Here is a 15,143-nt window from a genome sequence, read left to right on the forward strand (position 1 = left end):
TAGCAATCCGCCCGAACGCAGAAAGCGATGGTCTGTTCGACGTCTATTTCTGCCATCACTTTTTGCGAACAATCGACATTAGTAAGCCTGATTATGGTCAATAATGTGTCCACCATGTCCCCGCACACCCGTCAACCATGTGTCCGGTCCGTACACGTCCTTGCAAAAGTGACCCGCTGTAAGAGCGGAACCATAGGCCGCCGTTACCGCAGCAACGGATATGCCCCCCCGACCGCCCAGCCCCACCAAGGCCACCTCAACGTTAATGTTGTGTAGATGCCCATGCTGCGATGGCCTGACATACCGAGGCGTCTGCATCGCAGCGGTGCGACGATTCGACAAGCCAGCTCCCACAGAAATCAGCTCTTTGGTGTATGCCATTCGCTTTCGCTTTAGATCTAACCACTCAGGTCGAACGCAGGCTTGAATCAATGGCTAATCGGGTATGTACACAATCAACCCGCCGCAGTAGAGGGCTCCAACTGCCGCTGCGCCAACCAGATCTCCTCCTGCAACCACCGCCCGAAGACCTGCAACTGCGGCATATCCGTCTGCTCCGGCCGGGTCACCAGCCAATAGGACTGATGCCCTTCCACATGCACATTCAGCACCTGCGTCAACTGCCCACTGGCCAGTTCCGCTGCGACCATGTGCCAGTCGGCAATGGTAATCCCCAACCCATCCGTTGCCGCCCGAATCGCCAGGTCCAGCAAGTCGAATTCATAGCCGCCCTGGGTATCCACCCCATGAATCCGCGCCGCGTCCAGCCAATGCTTCCACGTCAAGTAACGCTGATCTTCACTGGCCAACACATGCAACAAGGTCATGCGATTCAGATCCACGCCATCGCTGCATTCCCGGGCATACAGCGACGGCGCGCACACCGCGATGTGCCGCTCCTGAATCAGCAACGAACTGTCCAGGCCATCCCACTCGCCATTGCCGAACCGAATGGCGCAATCGAGCGTGCTGGTCTGCGCCAGGCTGTCTTGCAGGCACGTGGTGATGCTCAGCTCCAACTCCGGATGCGCCTCGCGCAAACGCCCCAAACGCGGCATCAACCAGCGGCTGGTAAACGTCGGCGGCGCGTTGATGTGCAACCGGTTGGAATGGGTTTTCTGCTGGATGCTGCGCACTGTCAGCTCGATCTTGTCGAACGACTGGTGCAACGCCCGCAACAACACGCGCCCGGCGCTGGTGAGCTCGAGGTGATGGTGGCGCCGTTCCAGCAGGCTCTCCCCCAATTGTTCTTCCAACTGGCGTACCTGGCGACTGACCGCGCTCTGGGTCACGTTCAACAGCTCGGCAGCCCGGGTAAAGCTGCCGGTGCTGCCGGCGACTTCGAAGGCTTTGAGGGCATTGAGACCGGGCATTTTGCGTTTCATGGAGAGCACTCGACAACGATTAACAAGGAAGATTGAGCAGAGAAATACCCGTACAACATACCTTTTTGTATTGGGCCAGCGGTAGCACTCCCCCCACAGAGGAAAATACTCGACCGAAATCAGTCGTGTCGTTTTTTGACTAAACACGTCGCTGACGAATAAATAGCACGCGTATAACGCATGCACACTAAGACAATTAAGCATTGGCTGCCCGCGCACTACAAAAGTTAGTCTTCCCTCCAACTAATTCCATTGGCTCGTCGCCAACTAAATCGAGGCCGCGCCATGTCTAGCACCCCTATTTCAACGCGGCGAAGTATCGGTTTACTGGCATTGGTATTTACCGCCTGTAACGCGACCACCCACGGTTTCAGTATTTTTCTGTACTCCGCCTTATTGCCGCAGATCCGTGGGGTATTTGAACTGAACTACAGCCAGGCCGCCTTGATTGCAGCCGTGCTGCAGCTGTTCTACATGGGTGCCTCGATTGCCAGCGGCATCGCCGCGGCCTGGGTGAGCCCACGCAATATGGTGCGCCTGACCATCGTGTTAAGCCCGGTGTTGCTGGCACTGGCCGTCGCCACGCCTTGGGTAGTGCCGTTTGCGCTATGCCTGGCGCTGGTGTCGGCCTGCGCGGTGTCGAACTGGAACGCGATTGCCGCATTGGCCCGAGAAGTGATCCCGGCGACTCATCGCAGCCGCGTGCTGGGGTTGGCGTCGTCGGGGGCCGCTTTTGCCATTTGCGTGAATGGGCTATTGATCGCACTGTTGCAAGGTCTGTCATTGCGCCAGTTTTGGTTGATCTGTGCAGGCCTGACGCTGCTGGTCACGCTGCTGACCTTGTGGACCTTGGCTGCGCACGTCGAACAAGCGCCCCGCTCTGTCCAGCCGCCCGCATTCACCCAAGTGCTCAAACAATGGCTGCAACTGTGCGTGGACCAGCCAGTGGCCTTGCACATTGTGTTACTCAGCGGATTTATCGGCGCAATCAGTGGACCGTTCCTCAACTTTTTATCGGCCTTTGTCAGTGACCGCCTGCACGCCGGTGCGGCGGTTACGGGCTCGATGTGGACGTTGATCGGCATTGGCGGCGCCATCGGCGGGCTGCTATTGGGCTCGCTGGCGGATCGCTGGGGCGCACTGCGGGTGCTGGCGCTGAGCATTAGCGCATTCGGCCTCGCCATGCTCGGCCTGCTGGGGCATCCCAGCCTATTACTGAGTTGGTGCGCTGCCGGATTGTTCGCGCTGTTCTATTTCCCTTCATGGGGTTTGATGGCCGCCTACCTCAGTGCACGCCTCGATCCGGTGCAAAGCCTGCAAGTGGTGAGCCTGAGCATGGTCAGCTACGGGCTGGCCAGTGCTTCGGCCAATGGGCTGTGCGGTTGGCTGTTGCAGGTCAGTGGCGAATTTACCGTGGTACATGCCTGGATTGCCGGCTGGGTACTGGCAAGTTTGCTACTGCTCAAGCGCATGGCCCATCGGCAGGCCGTGGACGCGTTGGCCGTGCAAATACCCTGAACGTCCCAACTGGCGCTGCAAAATTTCCACCAGCGCCTCCACCTCCGGAACCTGGCAACCCACCGAGCGCCAAAACATCAGGCGCGCCGGTGCAATGGCTGGGAAGCCTTGCTGCTCATCCAGAATCTGCCAGCCCTCCGGCACCAGCCGCCGTGCCATCACGCCCACCGACAAGCCTTGCTCGATGGCAATCGCAATGCCGCGCGGGCTCTGACTCGTATAAACCACCTGCCACGAACGCCCGGCCTGGGCCAGCGCTTGCACGGCATTGGCACGGAACGCACACCCTTCGGCGTACACCGCCAGCGGCACCGACTGGCGCCCTACGCCACTCCAACTCGGCGCCGCCACCCACACCAACGGCTCATCACACAGGTATTCCCCCGGCTGCAGGCCCGCATGCTCAACACCCAGCACCAAGTCCAGCTCGCCGCGATGCAAGCGGCTGACCAGCGCGGTAGACATCTCACAGCAAATATCCGGGCGCACCTGGGCAAACTGCGCCTGAAAGTCCTTGAGCATCCCGCCCAGGCAGTATTGAGCGTAGTCCTCGGGCATACCCAGATGGATACACACCTGCTCATTGGGTAATTGAGCCGCGCTGACCGCCTCAAGGTGCAGCTTGAGGATCTGCCGCGCATAGATCAGAAAGGTTTCGCCGCTCGGCGTGAGGCCGATGGAGCGGCTGGTGCGGTGAATAAGCGGCGTTCCCACGATCTCTTCCAGGCGCTGCAAGCTCTGGCTGACGGTGGACTGGGTTTTATGCAAACGCTCAGCAGCCGCCGAAAACCCCTGGCATTCGATAATTGCCACAAACACTTTAAGTAAGCCCCCATCCAGTTCGCCTGACATAACTATCGCCCCTGCCGATGGATTCGATCACAACTTGTAATTTCCACTTCAAACCGGTTTACGCAACTATCGACTCAACACAACAGCCTACTTCAGGAGCCGTGTATGAGTCTTAAACTTGCCGATGCCGAAACCGGTGATATCAGCGATATCATTAATACAGCGCTGTATCCCATACATGATTCGGGCCATGTTCAACTGCGCGCATTAATTGAACATGCGCGTGCCGAACTGGCCGAAGACGGTTGCTGCCTGCTGAAGAACTTCCTGCGCCCCGAAGTGCTGGAACAGGCGCGCCTGGAAGGCCAGGCGCTGTCGGGCAAAACGTTCTATTCGGTGCGCAAGGTCAACCCCTACTTCACCGAAGACGACCCCAGCCTGCCCCAGGATGACCCGCGCCGCACGTTCATGGAGCGCACCAGTGGATTCGTGACCCGCGACATGATCGCCCCCGACGCGATCATCCATCGCCTGTACGTGTCGCCAATGATGAAGCGCTTTATCGGCGCCTGCCTCGACGAACCGGAGATTTTCGAATACGCCGACCCTTTCGCCGGCCTGGTGATCAACGTGATGCCCGAGGGCACCGAGCAGCCTTGGCACTTCGACACCAACGAATTCATCGTCAGCATGATGACCCAGAAGCCCGAGGCCGGTGGCCTGTTCGAGTACGCGCCGATGATCCGCTCGCGCAGCCAGGAGAACCTCGGCGCCGTCGGCAAAGTGGTGCGCGGCGAAGACCGCTCTCGGGTGCAGAATCTGGCGCTCAACCCCGGTGATTTGCAGATCTTCAGGGGCCGTTTCTCAGTGCACCGCGTCACCCGCGTGGAAGGCTCAACCGAGCGCAACACCGCGATCTTCGCCTACTCCGAGAAACCCGGAATCATTGGCCGCGCCCAACGCACCAAACAGCTTTACGGACGCCTGTCCGAAGCCCACCTGCAAGCCGAACGCAACCTGGTGCGCAGCGACCAGTTGCTCGACTGATTCACGCCCATAAAAAACCAAAAAACCGTCTTTGCCCTGCGAGGAACACCCATGAGTCTGTCAGGCCCCAACCGCAACCCCGCCGACTGCGAGCCCACTTATGACGAAATCCAGCAAATCCAGCTGGACCGCCTGCAACGGGTACGCAACGAACTGAAAAAACGTGACTACGCCGCTTGTGTGCTGTTCGACCCCACCCATATGCGCTACGCCACCGGCTCACGCAACATGCAGGTGTACTCGGCACGCAACCCGGCGCGTTATGCCTTTATACCGGCAGAAGGCCCAGTGGTGATCTTCGAGTTCGGCGGCTGTCTGCACCTGGCCGAAAGCCTGAATACCGTGGATGAAGTGCGCCCGGCCAAAGCCATTTCCTACTACTTCTGCGACAGCTTCTTGAACAATGTGACGGCCGACTGGGCCGCCGAGATAGATGAACTGGTGCGCCAGTGCGGCGGCGGTAAACGCATTGCCATCGAAAGCGCCACCTCGGCCGCCGCGTTCGAACTGCAACGGCTGGGTTACCAAGTGTTTGACGCCCAGGAACCGCTGGAGCGTGCGCGCTGCATCAAGGTGCCCAACGAACTGAAAATGATCCGCGCCAGCCTGCGCGCCACTGAAACGGGAGTGCGCCTGATGGAAAGTAAACTGGTGCCGGGCATCAGCGAGAACGAACTGTGGTCGCATCTGCACCAGCATGTGATCGCCACCGATGGTGATTACGTCGAGACTCGCCTGCTGTCCTCCGGCCCACGCACTAACCCGTGGTTCCAAGAGTGCAGCACGCGGCCCATCGAAGCCGGTGATCTGGTCGCGCTGGACACCGACGTGGTCGGGCGCTTCGGCTACTACGCCGACTTTTCGCGCACCTTCCTCTGTGGCGACCAGGCCGCCACCGCCAAGCAACAGGAACTGTACAAACTGGCCTACGAGCAAGTGCAGACCAACGTAGAAATGCTCAAGGCCGGGCGCAGCTTCAAGGAGTACGCCGAGATGGCCTGGAAGATTCCCGAACATTACAAAAACAACCGCTACTTCGCCCTGGCGCACGGGGTTGGCATGACCGGTGAATACCCTTACGTGGTACACCGCGAAGACATCGACGCGCTGGGCTATGACGGCGTGTTCGAAGCCGGCATGACCATCTGCGTGGAAAGCTACATCGGCCACGATGACGGCGGCGAAGGCGTGAAGCTCGAAGAACAGATCTATATCCACGAACACGGTATCGAGTTGCTCTCTGATTACCCGTTCGACCCGCGCCTGTTGCCACGCTGAACACGTCTAGCTCGAGAGGTGGCCTTGGGAAGGATCGGTAACATGCATTTATAGAAGGTTACTGCGCAGAATTTGTCGTTTGTCCATCTTTGCGCAAATGACAAAACTGCGGGCATCTCTAATAAAAACAACATGAGAGCTGCCCCTATGTCCTATCCCATTGCCCGCCTTCTGACTTCGTTGCGCCTTGTTCTTCTGCCGGTTTCACAGCGGTTCGTGCTGCGCCGTTGCTGCGCTTGCCACTGACCCTTGCGGTTCAACAAAAACGCATATTCGCAAGTACCGGAGAGGCTTATGAAAGACTTGACTACCCTGGACGGCGCCCCGCCGCATCCAGCCATCAACGACCTGTGTGTGCAAGTTAAAAGCGCTGAAATCAACCGCCGCCAGTTCCTGCGCACCGCCGCGCTATTGGGCGTCACCGTCGCCAGCGCCAGCACCTTTCTGGGCTCTGCTTTACTGGGCAGCGACGCCCAGGCCGCCGACGCCACACCGGCCCGCCAGGGCGGCAGCCTGCGCTTTGCCTGCGCGATCCAGGAAATCCAGGACCCGATGCTGATCACCTGGATCGAAGCCTCGAACCTGTTGCGCAATTCGCTGGAGTACCTGACCTGGGTCGACGCCGACAACATCACCCACCCGTACCTGGCAGAAAGCTGGAGCCCGTCCGACGACCTCACCACCTGGACCTTCAACCTGCGCCAGGACGTGAAATGGAGCAACGGTGACAGCTTCAACGTCGACGACGTGCAGCACAACATCGAACGCTGGATCGCTGCCGACTCCAAGTCGGTCAACCGCACCGCGTTCCAGGACATCAAAGCCTTCGAAAAAGTCAGCGACTACCAGTTCCGCCTGCAACTGAAACGGCCGATCCTGGCGATTCCGGAAATGCTCAACGCCTTCACGTGTGCCATCGTGCACCGCAGCTTCAAGGCCGGCGACGACTGGTCCAAGAACCCGCTGGCCACCGGGCCGTTCAAGCTGGTGGCGTTCGCAGTGAACAAGCAGGCGACCTTCGCCAAGCGCGCCGATTATTGGGGCAAACCCGCCAACCTCGACGAGCTGCGTTACATCGACATGGGCACCGACGTGTCTACCCACCTTGCCGCACTGCAAGCCGGGCAAGTCGACGTGCTGTACCGGGTGACGGTGGCCGAGCTGGACCTGGCCAAGCGCCTGCCGGGCGCGCAGTTGCTGACCTGCAAATCCGCGCAAACCGTGGTGATGCGCATGGCCTGCGACCAGAAGCCCTTCACCGACCTGCGCATCCGCAAAGCCGTGGTGCTGTGCGCTGATAACGCGCAGATGCTCAAGATCGCCTATCGCGGCATGGGCACCTTGGGCGAAGACCACCATGTGGCCCCCTCTCACCCCGAATATTTCCCGTTGCCCAAACGCGAGCGTGACGTGGCGGCGGCAAAAAAGCTGCTGGCCGACGCCGGTTTCCCCAACGGTCTGGACATCGACTTGATCGTCGGCAACACCCAGGGCCGTTATGAGCAGGACTGCGCGCAGATCCTGCAACAGAACTGCCTGGAAGCCGGGATTCGCCTCAACCTCAAGGTGATACCTGCCGCTCAATACTGGCCAATCTGGGACAAAGCCGCGTTCAGTCTCACCTACTGGGCCCATCGCCCACTGGGCGTGATGTCCCTGGAGCTGGCCTATCGTGGCGGCGGCGCCTGGAACGAAAGCCACTACAGCGACCCGGCGTTCGACGCCGCGCTGGACAAGGCCATGGGCATCATCGACCCCAAGCAACGCGCGGTGGCGATGCAAAGCGTCGAGCAGATTTTGCAGGACGCCTGCGTGATCGTGCAGCCGTTCTGGGGCGACAAGTTCACCGCCGTGAGCAAAAAAGTGCAGGGCTTTGAGGTGCATCCTTCCGACTTTTACCCCATGGGTAACGTGTGGCTGAGCGCCTGAGTCAAGGCGCGCGTTTCCTGCCCACATGGGCAGGCATTCCAACCTTCGTCGGAGCATGCACCCATGGCTCATTTTCTATTGCGCAAACTACTGGCGCTGCTGGCGACCTTGCTGTCAGTGTCCTTGATCGTGTTCCTGGCCCTGGAACTGAACATCGAGGACGTCGCCATCAACGTCCTCGGCCCCTACTCCGCCGCAGACCAGCGTGCGGCGTGGCTGGTGGAACATGGCTACAACCAACCCTTTGTGTGGCGTTATCTGTTGTGGCTCAAGGACTTTGTCAGCGGCGACTGGGGCACCTCAGTGTATTTTCGCGAATCGGTGATCAAACTGCTGCTGCCCAACCTGGCGCAAACCCTCACCCTGGCCGGCCTGGCCCTGCTGGTGATGGTGCCCGTGGCGTTGACCTTAGGCATTCTCGCCGGCATTCGCCAGGGTTCGTTGCTGGACCGGCTGGTGTCGTTCCTGTCGATCGTCACCACCTCGATCCCCGACTTTGCCAGTGCAGTGTTCGTCTCGGCGATCTTTGTGTTCTGGCTCAACTGGCTGCCAGGCGTAAGCAGCATGAGCGATGGTTTCAGCGCCGTGCAACTGGTGTTGCCGTTGATGGTGCTGTGCCTGTTCGGCATCGGCTACCTGGCGCGGATCACCCGGGCGTCGATGGTCGAAGTGATGCAGTCGCCCCACATCCGCACCGCGCGGCTCAAAGGCGCCTCCACCGCGCGCATCGTGGTACGCCATGCCCTGCGTAACGTACTGATCGCGCCGATCACGGTGATCATGCTCTACATCCCGTGGCTGCTGTCCAACGTGATCGTGGTCGAGGTGTTCTTCGCCTACAAGGGCTTCGGTTCGCTGCTCTACACCGCATCGCTGAACCATGACGTGTACCTGATCGAAGCCTGCGCGATGGTCAGCGCCGTGGTGGTGGGGGTTACCAAGATCTTCTCGGATCTGGCCTACACCTGGCTCAACCCGCGCATCACCCTGCGCAGCCTTGGGGGAGCAGCCCAATGAATCGTCTGCAAGCGTTTAAGCATCCCTTGGCCTTGCTCGGCCTGTTGCTGGTCGGCGGATGGGTGCTCATCGCAGTGTTCGCGCCTTGGCTCGCGCCCCATGACCCACTGGAAAGCTTCACCCCATTGCTCACGCCAATGACCACCGGCGACAACGGCCAGAGCTTCCTGCTGGGCACTGACATGATCGGTCGCGACATCCTCTCGCGGCTGATCTGGGGCACCCGCACGGTGCTGTTCTGGTCGATCCTGGCCACGCTCACGGCGTTCGCCGTCGGCATCGCCATGGGCCTGTGTGCCGGTTACTTCAACGGCTGGGTCGATGCGCTGCTGTCGTATGTGGCCGACACCGTGCTGTCGTTCCCGGTGCTGGTGTTGTACATCGTGATCATCATTGCCCTCGGCGCCTCGGCGCTGAACATCCTGATTGCGGTGACGTTTACCAGTGCGCCAGCGATCTTTCGCATCATGCGTGCGCTGACCATCGATATTCGCTCGCGCGACTACGTGCTCAGTGCAATCACCCAGGGCGAAGGCTCGCTGCGCATCATGCTGGTGGAGATTTTGCCCAACTGCGGTGGCCCGTTGATCGTGGATTTTTGCCTGCGCATCGGTTACACCGCGATCATGATTGGCGCCCTGGGTTTTCTCGGCCTCGGCCTGCCGCCGCCCACACCCGACTGGGGCGGCATGATCAACGACGGCCGCGCCATGGCCATCGCCTTCCCGCACCTGGTGATCTTCCCGTGCATTGCCATCTCCACCCTGATGCTGGGCTTGAGCCTGCTGGCGGACGGCCTGGATGAAAACGCCCAGCAAGGCGCAAGGAATTGAGCATGAACCCACAACCCGTATTGCGCGTGCAAAACCTCTCGATTGAACTGCCTGTCGGCGCAGACCGCAGCCATGCGGTGCACGGCATCAGCCTGGAGGTACGCAAGGGCGAAATCCTCTGTGTGATCGGCGAATCCGGCTCCGGCAAATCGGTGCTGTCGGCGGCGATTATGGGCGACTACGCCAAAGGCTTGCGCCACGCCGGTGGGGTGATCGACTTTCTTGGCGATGATATTTGCACCCTCGACGAAACCCGCCTGCGCCAGCTGCGCGGCAACCGCATCGCAATGATTTTCCAGGAGCCCATGGCAGCGTTGAACCCGGCGATCCGGATCGGCAAGCAAGTCGAAGAAATCTTCGATATCCATGCGCCGCAAATGCCCCAGCGCGAACGCCGCGAACGCATGCTCGCACTGCTGGAATCCACCCAGTTGCCCGACCCGCCGCGCATCGCCAACAGCTTTCCCCATCAACTCTCCGGCGGCCAATGCCAGCGGGTGGTGATCGCCATCGCCTTGGCGATGAACCCCGACTTACTGATCGCCGACGAACCGACCACCGCCCTCGACGTCACCACCCAGGCCCAGGTGTTAAAGCTGGTGCGCGACCTGCGCGGGCGCGGCCAGCATGGCATTTTGTTTATCACCCACGACTTCGGGGTGGTAGCGCAGATTGCCGACCGTATTGCGGTGATGGAAGGCGGCCGCCTGGTGGAAATCGGCGAGCGCGACCAGGTGCTCAACGCCCCGGCCCACGCCTACACCCGCAAGTTGATCGCGGCGGTGCCGGCGCTGCATCCTGAACTGCACACACCCAGTGCCGACGGCGAGCTGGCGCTGCGCATCCAGAACCTGACCAAGACCTACACCGTCGGCGGCAGTTCGGTCGCGGCCTTGCGTAACGTATCGCTGAACCTGCCACGCGGCAAAACACTGGCGATTGTCGGCGAGTCCGGCTCGGGGAAAAGCACGCTGGTCAAGGCTGCAATCCGCCTGGTGGACAGCGACAGCGGGCATGTATGGGTCGGTGATACGGACTTCCTGGCCTTGCGCGGCTCAGCATTGGCGGCCAATCGGCGGCGCATCCAAATGATCTTCCAGGACCCGTATGGGTCGCTCAACCCGCGCCATCGAGTCGGCGACATCATTGCCCGTGCTGCGCAACTGCGTGGTTTATCGGCCAAGGACGCCTGGGCCGAGGCCGGTGATTTGCTTGAACAAGTGGGCCTCAAGCGCGATGCGCTCAAGCGCAAACCCCGGCAGTTTTCCGGTGGCCAGCGCCAGCGCATCGGCATCGCCCGCGCCCTGGCCATGCGCCCGGAAGTGTTGATCGCCGATGAAAGCGTCTCGGCGCTGGATGTGTCGGTGCAAAAGCAGGTGCTGGAGCTGCTGGCCGATCTGCAAAAGCAACTCAACCTGAGCATCCTGTTTATCACCCACGACCTGCGCGTGGCGGCGCAGATCAGCGACCACATCGCCGTAATGCGCCAGGGCGAAGTGGTCGAATACGGCAGCGCCGAACAGGTGCTGTTGCGGCCCCAGAACAGCTACACCCAGGCGCTGCTTGCCGCCGCACCGGGCGCCACGCAATTACCGGCTGCCGGGCCGCCATTGAGGTTGATCCGCCCCGCGGCTCACTGAGTTTTCCCTTTCCCTGCGTCGCAGCGTCCGCTGCGGCAACGGGCTGCTGTTGCCAAAAATAACTAATAACGAGAGTAAAACCATGCGACCAACCCTACGTTTTATTGCCCTGGTCCCCGTGCTCGGCACCCTCGCGTCGCCTGCCATGGCCATCCAGGTCACCGACAACCTCGACCTCGGGGGCGCCGTACGCGCGCGCTGGGACTATGACCCGGATCGTGGCATCCAGAAGTTCGGCCTCGACACCGCGTTCCTCAGCGCCAAGTACAACTCCGACACCTGGATCGGTGAAGCGCAGTACCGCTTCTACGGGCGTTCGTACCCGTACCAGTACACCAAGAACTACGGTGATATCCAGTTCGCCAAATTCGCGTGGGTGGGCTACAAGTTCAATCCCGACCAGCAAGTGCAAGTGGGTCTGAACACCGTGCCGTTCGGCTTGCAGCCCTATTTCGGCAGCACCTTCTACGAAACCCTGGGCAATGTGATTGGTCTGGAAGACGTGCAACAGGTCGGCGCCAAATACATCCAGCAAAGCGGTGACTGGAATATTCAGGCCGGTTACTACCTGCGGCCGGCGTGGCAAGGTAAAGGCACCAGCAAAGGCGTGACCTATTCCAGCGTGGTCTCCGAAGCCGACAGCTACGTGGCCGACGGCAGCAACAACCAGGAACGCAACACCGTGGTGGTACGCGTGGCCAAGGCTATGGACCTGGGTAACTGGAAATCCGAAGTCGGCCTCTCCGGCTTGACCTCGACCCTGGAGAACAAAGACACCGGCAACGACGGCCGCCGCAACGCCGTGGCCATTCACTACCTGGGCAAGAACGGCCCGTGGGGTGTGCAACTGCAGGCGGCACGCCAGCAAATGTCGCCGCGCAACGAAGGCACCGACGGCGTGGTGACGCTGGGCGGGTATGACGGCACCTTCAACGTCGCCAGTCGCGGCAACTTGTATGTGGCGGATTTGAGTTACGACGTGGGCGGCAAGTACCTGTTCGATCAGATCAGCGGTGTGAAGCTGTATGCCAACTACAGTGCCTTTGACAAGTCTGACAATGACTTCAAAACCTCACAGCGGCTGATCCTGGGTACATCGTTTTCGGTCAGTAAATTATGGGTAGCGACGGAGTGGCTGATCGGCAAGAACGACCCGTACATTGGCGGCAGCAGCTACACCCAGAGTTTGGGCGCAGGCGGCAGTAATCAGTTGGAAAATCAGCTGTACATGAACATCGGTTACTACTTCTAATAGGCCACTGACGCTATCGCAGGCAAGCCAGCTCCCACATTGAAATGCGTTGCCAGCTTGGGAGTGGGCTTGCCTGTGATGAGGCCAGCAAAGACACCATAAAAATAACAAGTATGGACTCCACCCATGCGCCACCTGCCTGCCCTCAACATGCTACGCGTCTTCGAAGAAGTCGCCCGCCATCGCAGCTTCAGCCAGGCCGCCGTGGGCCTCAACGTTACCCAGGGCGCGGTCAGCCGCCAGATCAAGCAACTGGAAGACTACCTCGGCGTTGCCCTGTTCATTCGCACGCCCCAGGGCCTGTCCCTGACCGAAGCCGGCTTTGCCCTCTCGCCGCACCTGAGCGACGCCTTCGACCATATCGAGCGCGCCCTGCAAGCCGTACGCGTGCCCAACCTGCGCCAGCGCCTGCGCGTGGTCGCACCGCCTACCTGGGCCACGCGCTGGTTGTCGGCGCACTTGCGGCGCTTTTGCGAGCGCTACCCGGATATCAACCTCAGTGTCACCCACCAAAACACCCACGACAGCCTCGCGGAGATTGACTGCCGGATTCGTTTCGGCCTGCAGGCGGACCCGCATTGCAGCAGTGAGCTGTTGGTGATGGAGCGGCATATCGCCGTAGCCAGCCCGGAGTTGTTCGAAGGTGACCAGCCGCCGGATCTGCGGCGTTTCCCACTGCTGCATATCCTGCACGACGGTAAGCGTTTGAAGGTTTGGGAGAACTGGCTGGCGGCCATGGGCCGAGACGACATCGATGCGGGCCAGGGCCTGGAATTCAGCACTCTGGACCAGGTGATCCATACCGCCCTGGCCGGCGGTGGCCTGGCGGTGATCGACCGGCAGATGATCGAACGTGAATTGGCCAATGGCAGTTTAGTGCCGATCACTCCCGTGGAAGTGATCGGCCCCTATGGTTATTGGCTGGATGTGGCGGCAGACAAGCAGGGCTTATCCAAGGTTCGCTTGTTTACGCAGTGGCTGGGCCAGGTCAGCAATCCCTGACACCGACGGCGCTTGGGCTTTGCACGCCTGGCTCAAGGTCAACGCCTTGGTCTCTGGCGCCCAGGCCCAAGAGATGATCGCACCCAACATCAGGATAGCCGCGAGAATCCCCATGGTCGGGCTCAAGCCAATGCCCGCCACACTCACCGGCAGCAAAAACGTGCTGATCGCCGACCCCAACCGGCTTACCGCTGTCGCCAGGCCAATCCCGCTGGCACGCACTTCGGTAGGAAAGCTTTCGGCCGGGAACACGCCAACCAAGTTGCTCACCGCCGACAACACCAGCGTGAACACACCAAAGGTCAGCACCATCAACCACGCCATACTCCCTGGCAACACAGCGAGTAAAAACAACGCCGCCGCGAGGATGATGAATGAGTTGATAAGGAAGCCCCGCCGCGAAAACTTCACCGTGCACCAAATACCTATCAATGCACCGACAATCAGCAACAGGTTAAGCAGCAACTCAGTACCGAACCCCTGGGACAACCCCATCTTCTGCAAGATCGATGGCAGAAACGTATAGATCGCGAAATACGGCATCACGATGCAGACAAAAAACAGGCAATTGAACGCGGTGCGCTTACGGTACTCACGACTGAACAACACGCCATAACCGGAACGGGTCTGCGTCGGCGGTTCTTCATCCAACACCACATGCTCGCCCAAGTGCTTTTTGACGATGGCACGGGCCTCGGCGATGCGACCACGGTTGACCAGCCAACGCGGTGATTCCGGTGTGCCGATTCGGGCGATCAGGATCAACCCGGCCGGAATCGCCGACGACGCCAGCATCCAGCGCCAGGCGTCGTCGCCGAGGCTGAGCATCGCGGTACCGACAAAGGTTGCCGCCACATAACCAACGGTCCAGACCACGCTGAAGGAGCCGAGCAACACGCCGCGATGCTTCTTCGGCGCGAACTCGGCGAGCATGGCGTGACCCACGCTGAAATCACCGCCCAGGCCAATGCCGATGAGGATGCGGCACAGCAACAGGCCCATGGCCGTTTCAGCGTAGAACTGCATCACTGACGCGACGGTAATCAGTACAAAGCTGACCAGGAAGATTTTCTGCCGGCCGAGGCTGTCGGAAATCCAGCCGAAAAACAGGCTGCCCACAAACAGCCCGATCAGCGCCGAAGCGCCGATGAGGCCTTGCCAGAAGGCATCCAAGTGCATCTGTGGGCTGAGCAGGGTGAAAGCGATACCGATCAGGCCAAGGATATAGCCGTCGGTGAAATGCGCGCCGAAGGTGAGGCCGGCGATTTTCAGGTGAAAACGGCCGATGGGCAGGTCGTCGATTTTGACGGGTTGAGCGGTCATGGTGTTCTCCATTTTGTTGTTCTTGACGGAGTAACAGCGGGCTTATGCCGAATAATTGCTCTATGTGGGAGCTGGCTTGCCTGCGATAGCGGTGGATCAGCTAAATGATCGGGAACTGACCCACCGC

The 15,143-nt window shown here is 60.3% G+C and carries 12 protein-coding genes; 9 read left to right on the forward strand and 3 right to left on the reverse strand.

Annotated features, from left to right (window positions below; translation table 11 throughout):
• Window positions 1-455: 455 nt before the first annotated feature.
• Entirely contained in the window at window positions 456-1,385 is a 930-nt protein-coding gene (locus HBO41_RS27300; RefSeq protein ID WP_026013561.1) for a LysR substrate-binding domain-containing protein, read from the reverse strand.
• Window positions 1,386-1,670: 285 nt separating this feature from the next.
• Between HBO41_RS27300 and HBO41_RS27305 the strand changes: the two genes are divergently transcribed.
• Complete coding sequence (locus tag HBO41_RS27305; protein ID WP_169988479.1) at window positions 1,671-2,903, forward strand: MFS transporter; 1,233 nt, start codon at window positions 1,671-1,673, stop codon at window positions 2,901-2,903.
• On the opposite strand, the gene HBO41_RS27310 is transcribed toward HBO41_RS27305, so the two are convergent.
• Window positions 2,841-3,755 carry a LysR family transcriptional regulator gene (locus HBO41_RS27310; RefSeq protein WP_138453137.1) on the reverse strand — a complete coding sequence of 305 codons (915 nt, stop codon included), beginning with the start codon at window positions 3,753-3,755 and terminating at the stop codon, window positions 2,841-2,843. The two genes, HBO41_RS27305 and HBO41_RS27310, sit on opposite strands and share 63 nt — an antisense overlap.
• Before the next feature lie 105 nt (window positions 3,756-3,860).
• Between HBO41_RS27310 and HBO41_RS27315 the strand changes: the two genes are divergently transcribed.
• The 8 genes from HBO41_RS27315 (at window position 3,861) to HBO41_RS27350 (ending at window position 13,693) form a co-directional block, all read left to right on the forward strand.
• Window positions 3,861-4,742, forward strand: a complete 882-nt coding sequence (locus tag HBO41_RS27315) for a hypothetical protein (RefSeq protein WP_169988481.1) — start codon at window positions 3,861-3,863, stop codon at window positions 4,740-4,742.
• Window positions 4,743-4,793: 51 nt separating this feature from the next.
• Window positions 4,794-6,020: a Xaa-Pro peptidase family protein gene (locus HBO41_RS27320; RefSeq protein ID WP_017135444.1), complete on the forward strand. Its 1,227-nt coding sequence runs from the start codon at window positions 4,794-4,796 to the stop codon at window positions 6,018-6,020.
• 294 nt (window positions 6,021-6,314) lie between these two features.
• Entirely contained in the window at window positions 6,315-7,949 is a 1,635-nt protein-coding gene (locus HBO41_RS27325) for an ABC transporter substrate-binding protein (protein WP_017135443.1), read from the forward strand.
• A 63-nt stretch (window positions 7,950-8,012) separates the two neighbouring features.
• Window positions 8,013-8,966, forward strand: coding sequence for an ABC transporter permease (locus HBO41_RS27330; RefSeq protein ID WP_169988483.1), 954 nt, complete (start codon window positions 8,013-8,015; stop codon window positions 8,964-8,966).
• Complete coding sequence (locus HBO41_RS27335; RefSeq protein ID WP_099550110.1) at window positions 8,963-9,799, forward strand: ABC transporter permease; 837 nt, start codon at window positions 8,963-8,965, stop codon at window positions 9,797-9,799. Before HBO41_RS27330 ends, HBO41_RS27335 begins: the two co-directional genes overlap by 4 nt.
• 2 nt (window positions 9,800-9,801) lie before the next feature.
• Window positions 9,802-11,439, forward strand: coding sequence for an ABC transporter ATP-binding protein (locus tag HBO41_RS27340; RefSeq protein ID WP_017135440.1), 1,638 nt, complete (start codon window positions 9,802-9,804; stop codon window positions 11,437-11,439).
• An 82-nt stretch (window positions 11,440-11,521) separates the two neighbouring features.
• A complete protein-coding gene (locus tag HBO41_RS27345) occupies window positions 11,522-12,691 on the forward strand; it encodes a hypothetical protein (protein ID WP_169988485.1) in 1,170 nt (389 codons plus the stop codon).
• Between the two features lie 126 nt (window positions 12,692-12,817).
• On the forward strand, window positions 12,818-13,693 hold the full coding sequence (locus tag HBO41_RS27350) for a LysR substrate-binding domain-containing protein (RefSeq protein WP_169988487.1): 876 nt from the start codon (window positions 12,818-12,820) through the stop codon (window positions 13,691-13,693).
• Here HBO41_RS27350 and HBO41_RS27355 read toward each other — a convergent pair.
• Window positions 13,640-15,016: an MFS transporter gene (locus HBO41_RS27355; protein WP_099550113.1), complete on the reverse strand. Its 1,377-nt coding sequence runs from the start codon at window positions 15,014-15,016 to the stop codon at window positions 13,640-13,642. The two genes, HBO41_RS27350 and HBO41_RS27355, sit on opposite strands and share 54 nt — an antisense overlap.
• Window positions 15,017-15,143: the final 127 nt, after the last annotated feature.

The sequence above is a fragment of the Pseudomonas sp. WS 5146 genome (assembly GCF_012985495.1).
Classification (GTDB): Bacteria; Pseudomonadota; Gammaproteobacteria; order Pseudomonadales; family Pseudomonadaceae; genus Aquipseudomonas; species Aquipseudomonas edaphica.

Bases quoted from the DNA above. Each gene is read 5' to 3' on its own strand.
- HBO41_RS27310 (WP_138453137.1), bottom strand. From the start codon at position 3,755: ATGTCAGGCGAACTGGATGGGGGCTTACTTAAAGTGTTTGTGGCAATT.
- HBO41_RS27330 (WP_169988483.1), top strand. From the start codon at position 8,013: ATGGCTCATTTTCTATTGCGCAAACTACTGGCGCTGCTGGCGACCTTG.
- HBO41_RS27345 (WP_169988485.1), top strand. From the start codon at position 11,522: ATGCGACCAACCCTACGTTTTATTGCCCTGGTCCCCGTGCTCGGCACC.
- HBO41_RS27305 (WP_169988479.1), top strand. From the start codon at position 1,671: ATGTCTAGCACCCCTATTTCAACGCGGCGAAGTATCGGTTTACTGGCA.
- HBO41_RS27350 (WP_169988487.1), top strand. From the start codon at position 12,818: ATGCGCCACCTGCCTGCCCTCAACATGCTACGCGTCTTCGAAGAAGTC.
- HBO41_RS27340 (WP_017135440.1), top strand. From the start codon at position 9,802: ATGAACCCACAACCCGTATTGCGCGTGCAAAACCTCTCGATTGAACTG.
- HBO41_RS27320 (WP_017135444.1), top strand. From the start codon at position 4,794: ATGAGTCTGTCAGGCCCCAACCGCAACCCCGCCGACTGCGAGCCCACT.
- HBO41_RS27355 (WP_099550113.1), bottom strand. From the start codon at position 15,016: ATGACCGCTCAACCCGTCAAAATCGACGACCTGCCCATCGGCCGTTTT.
- HBO41_RS27325 (WP_017135443.1), top strand. From the start codon at position 6,315: ATGAAAGACTTGACTACCCTGGACGGCGCCCCGCCGCATCCAGCCATC.
- HBO41_RS27300 (WP_026013561.1), bottom strand. From the start codon at position 1,385: ATGAAACGCAAAATGCCCGGTCTCAATGCCCTCAAAGCCTTCGAAGTC.
- HBO41_RS27335 (WP_099550110.1), top strand. From the start codon at position 8,963: ATGAATCGTCTGCAAGCGTTTAAGCATCCCTTGGCCTTGCTCGGCCTG.
- HBO41_RS27315 (WP_169988481.1), top strand. From the start codon at position 3,861: ATGAGTCTTAAACTTGCCGATGCCGAAACCGGTGATATCAGCGATATC.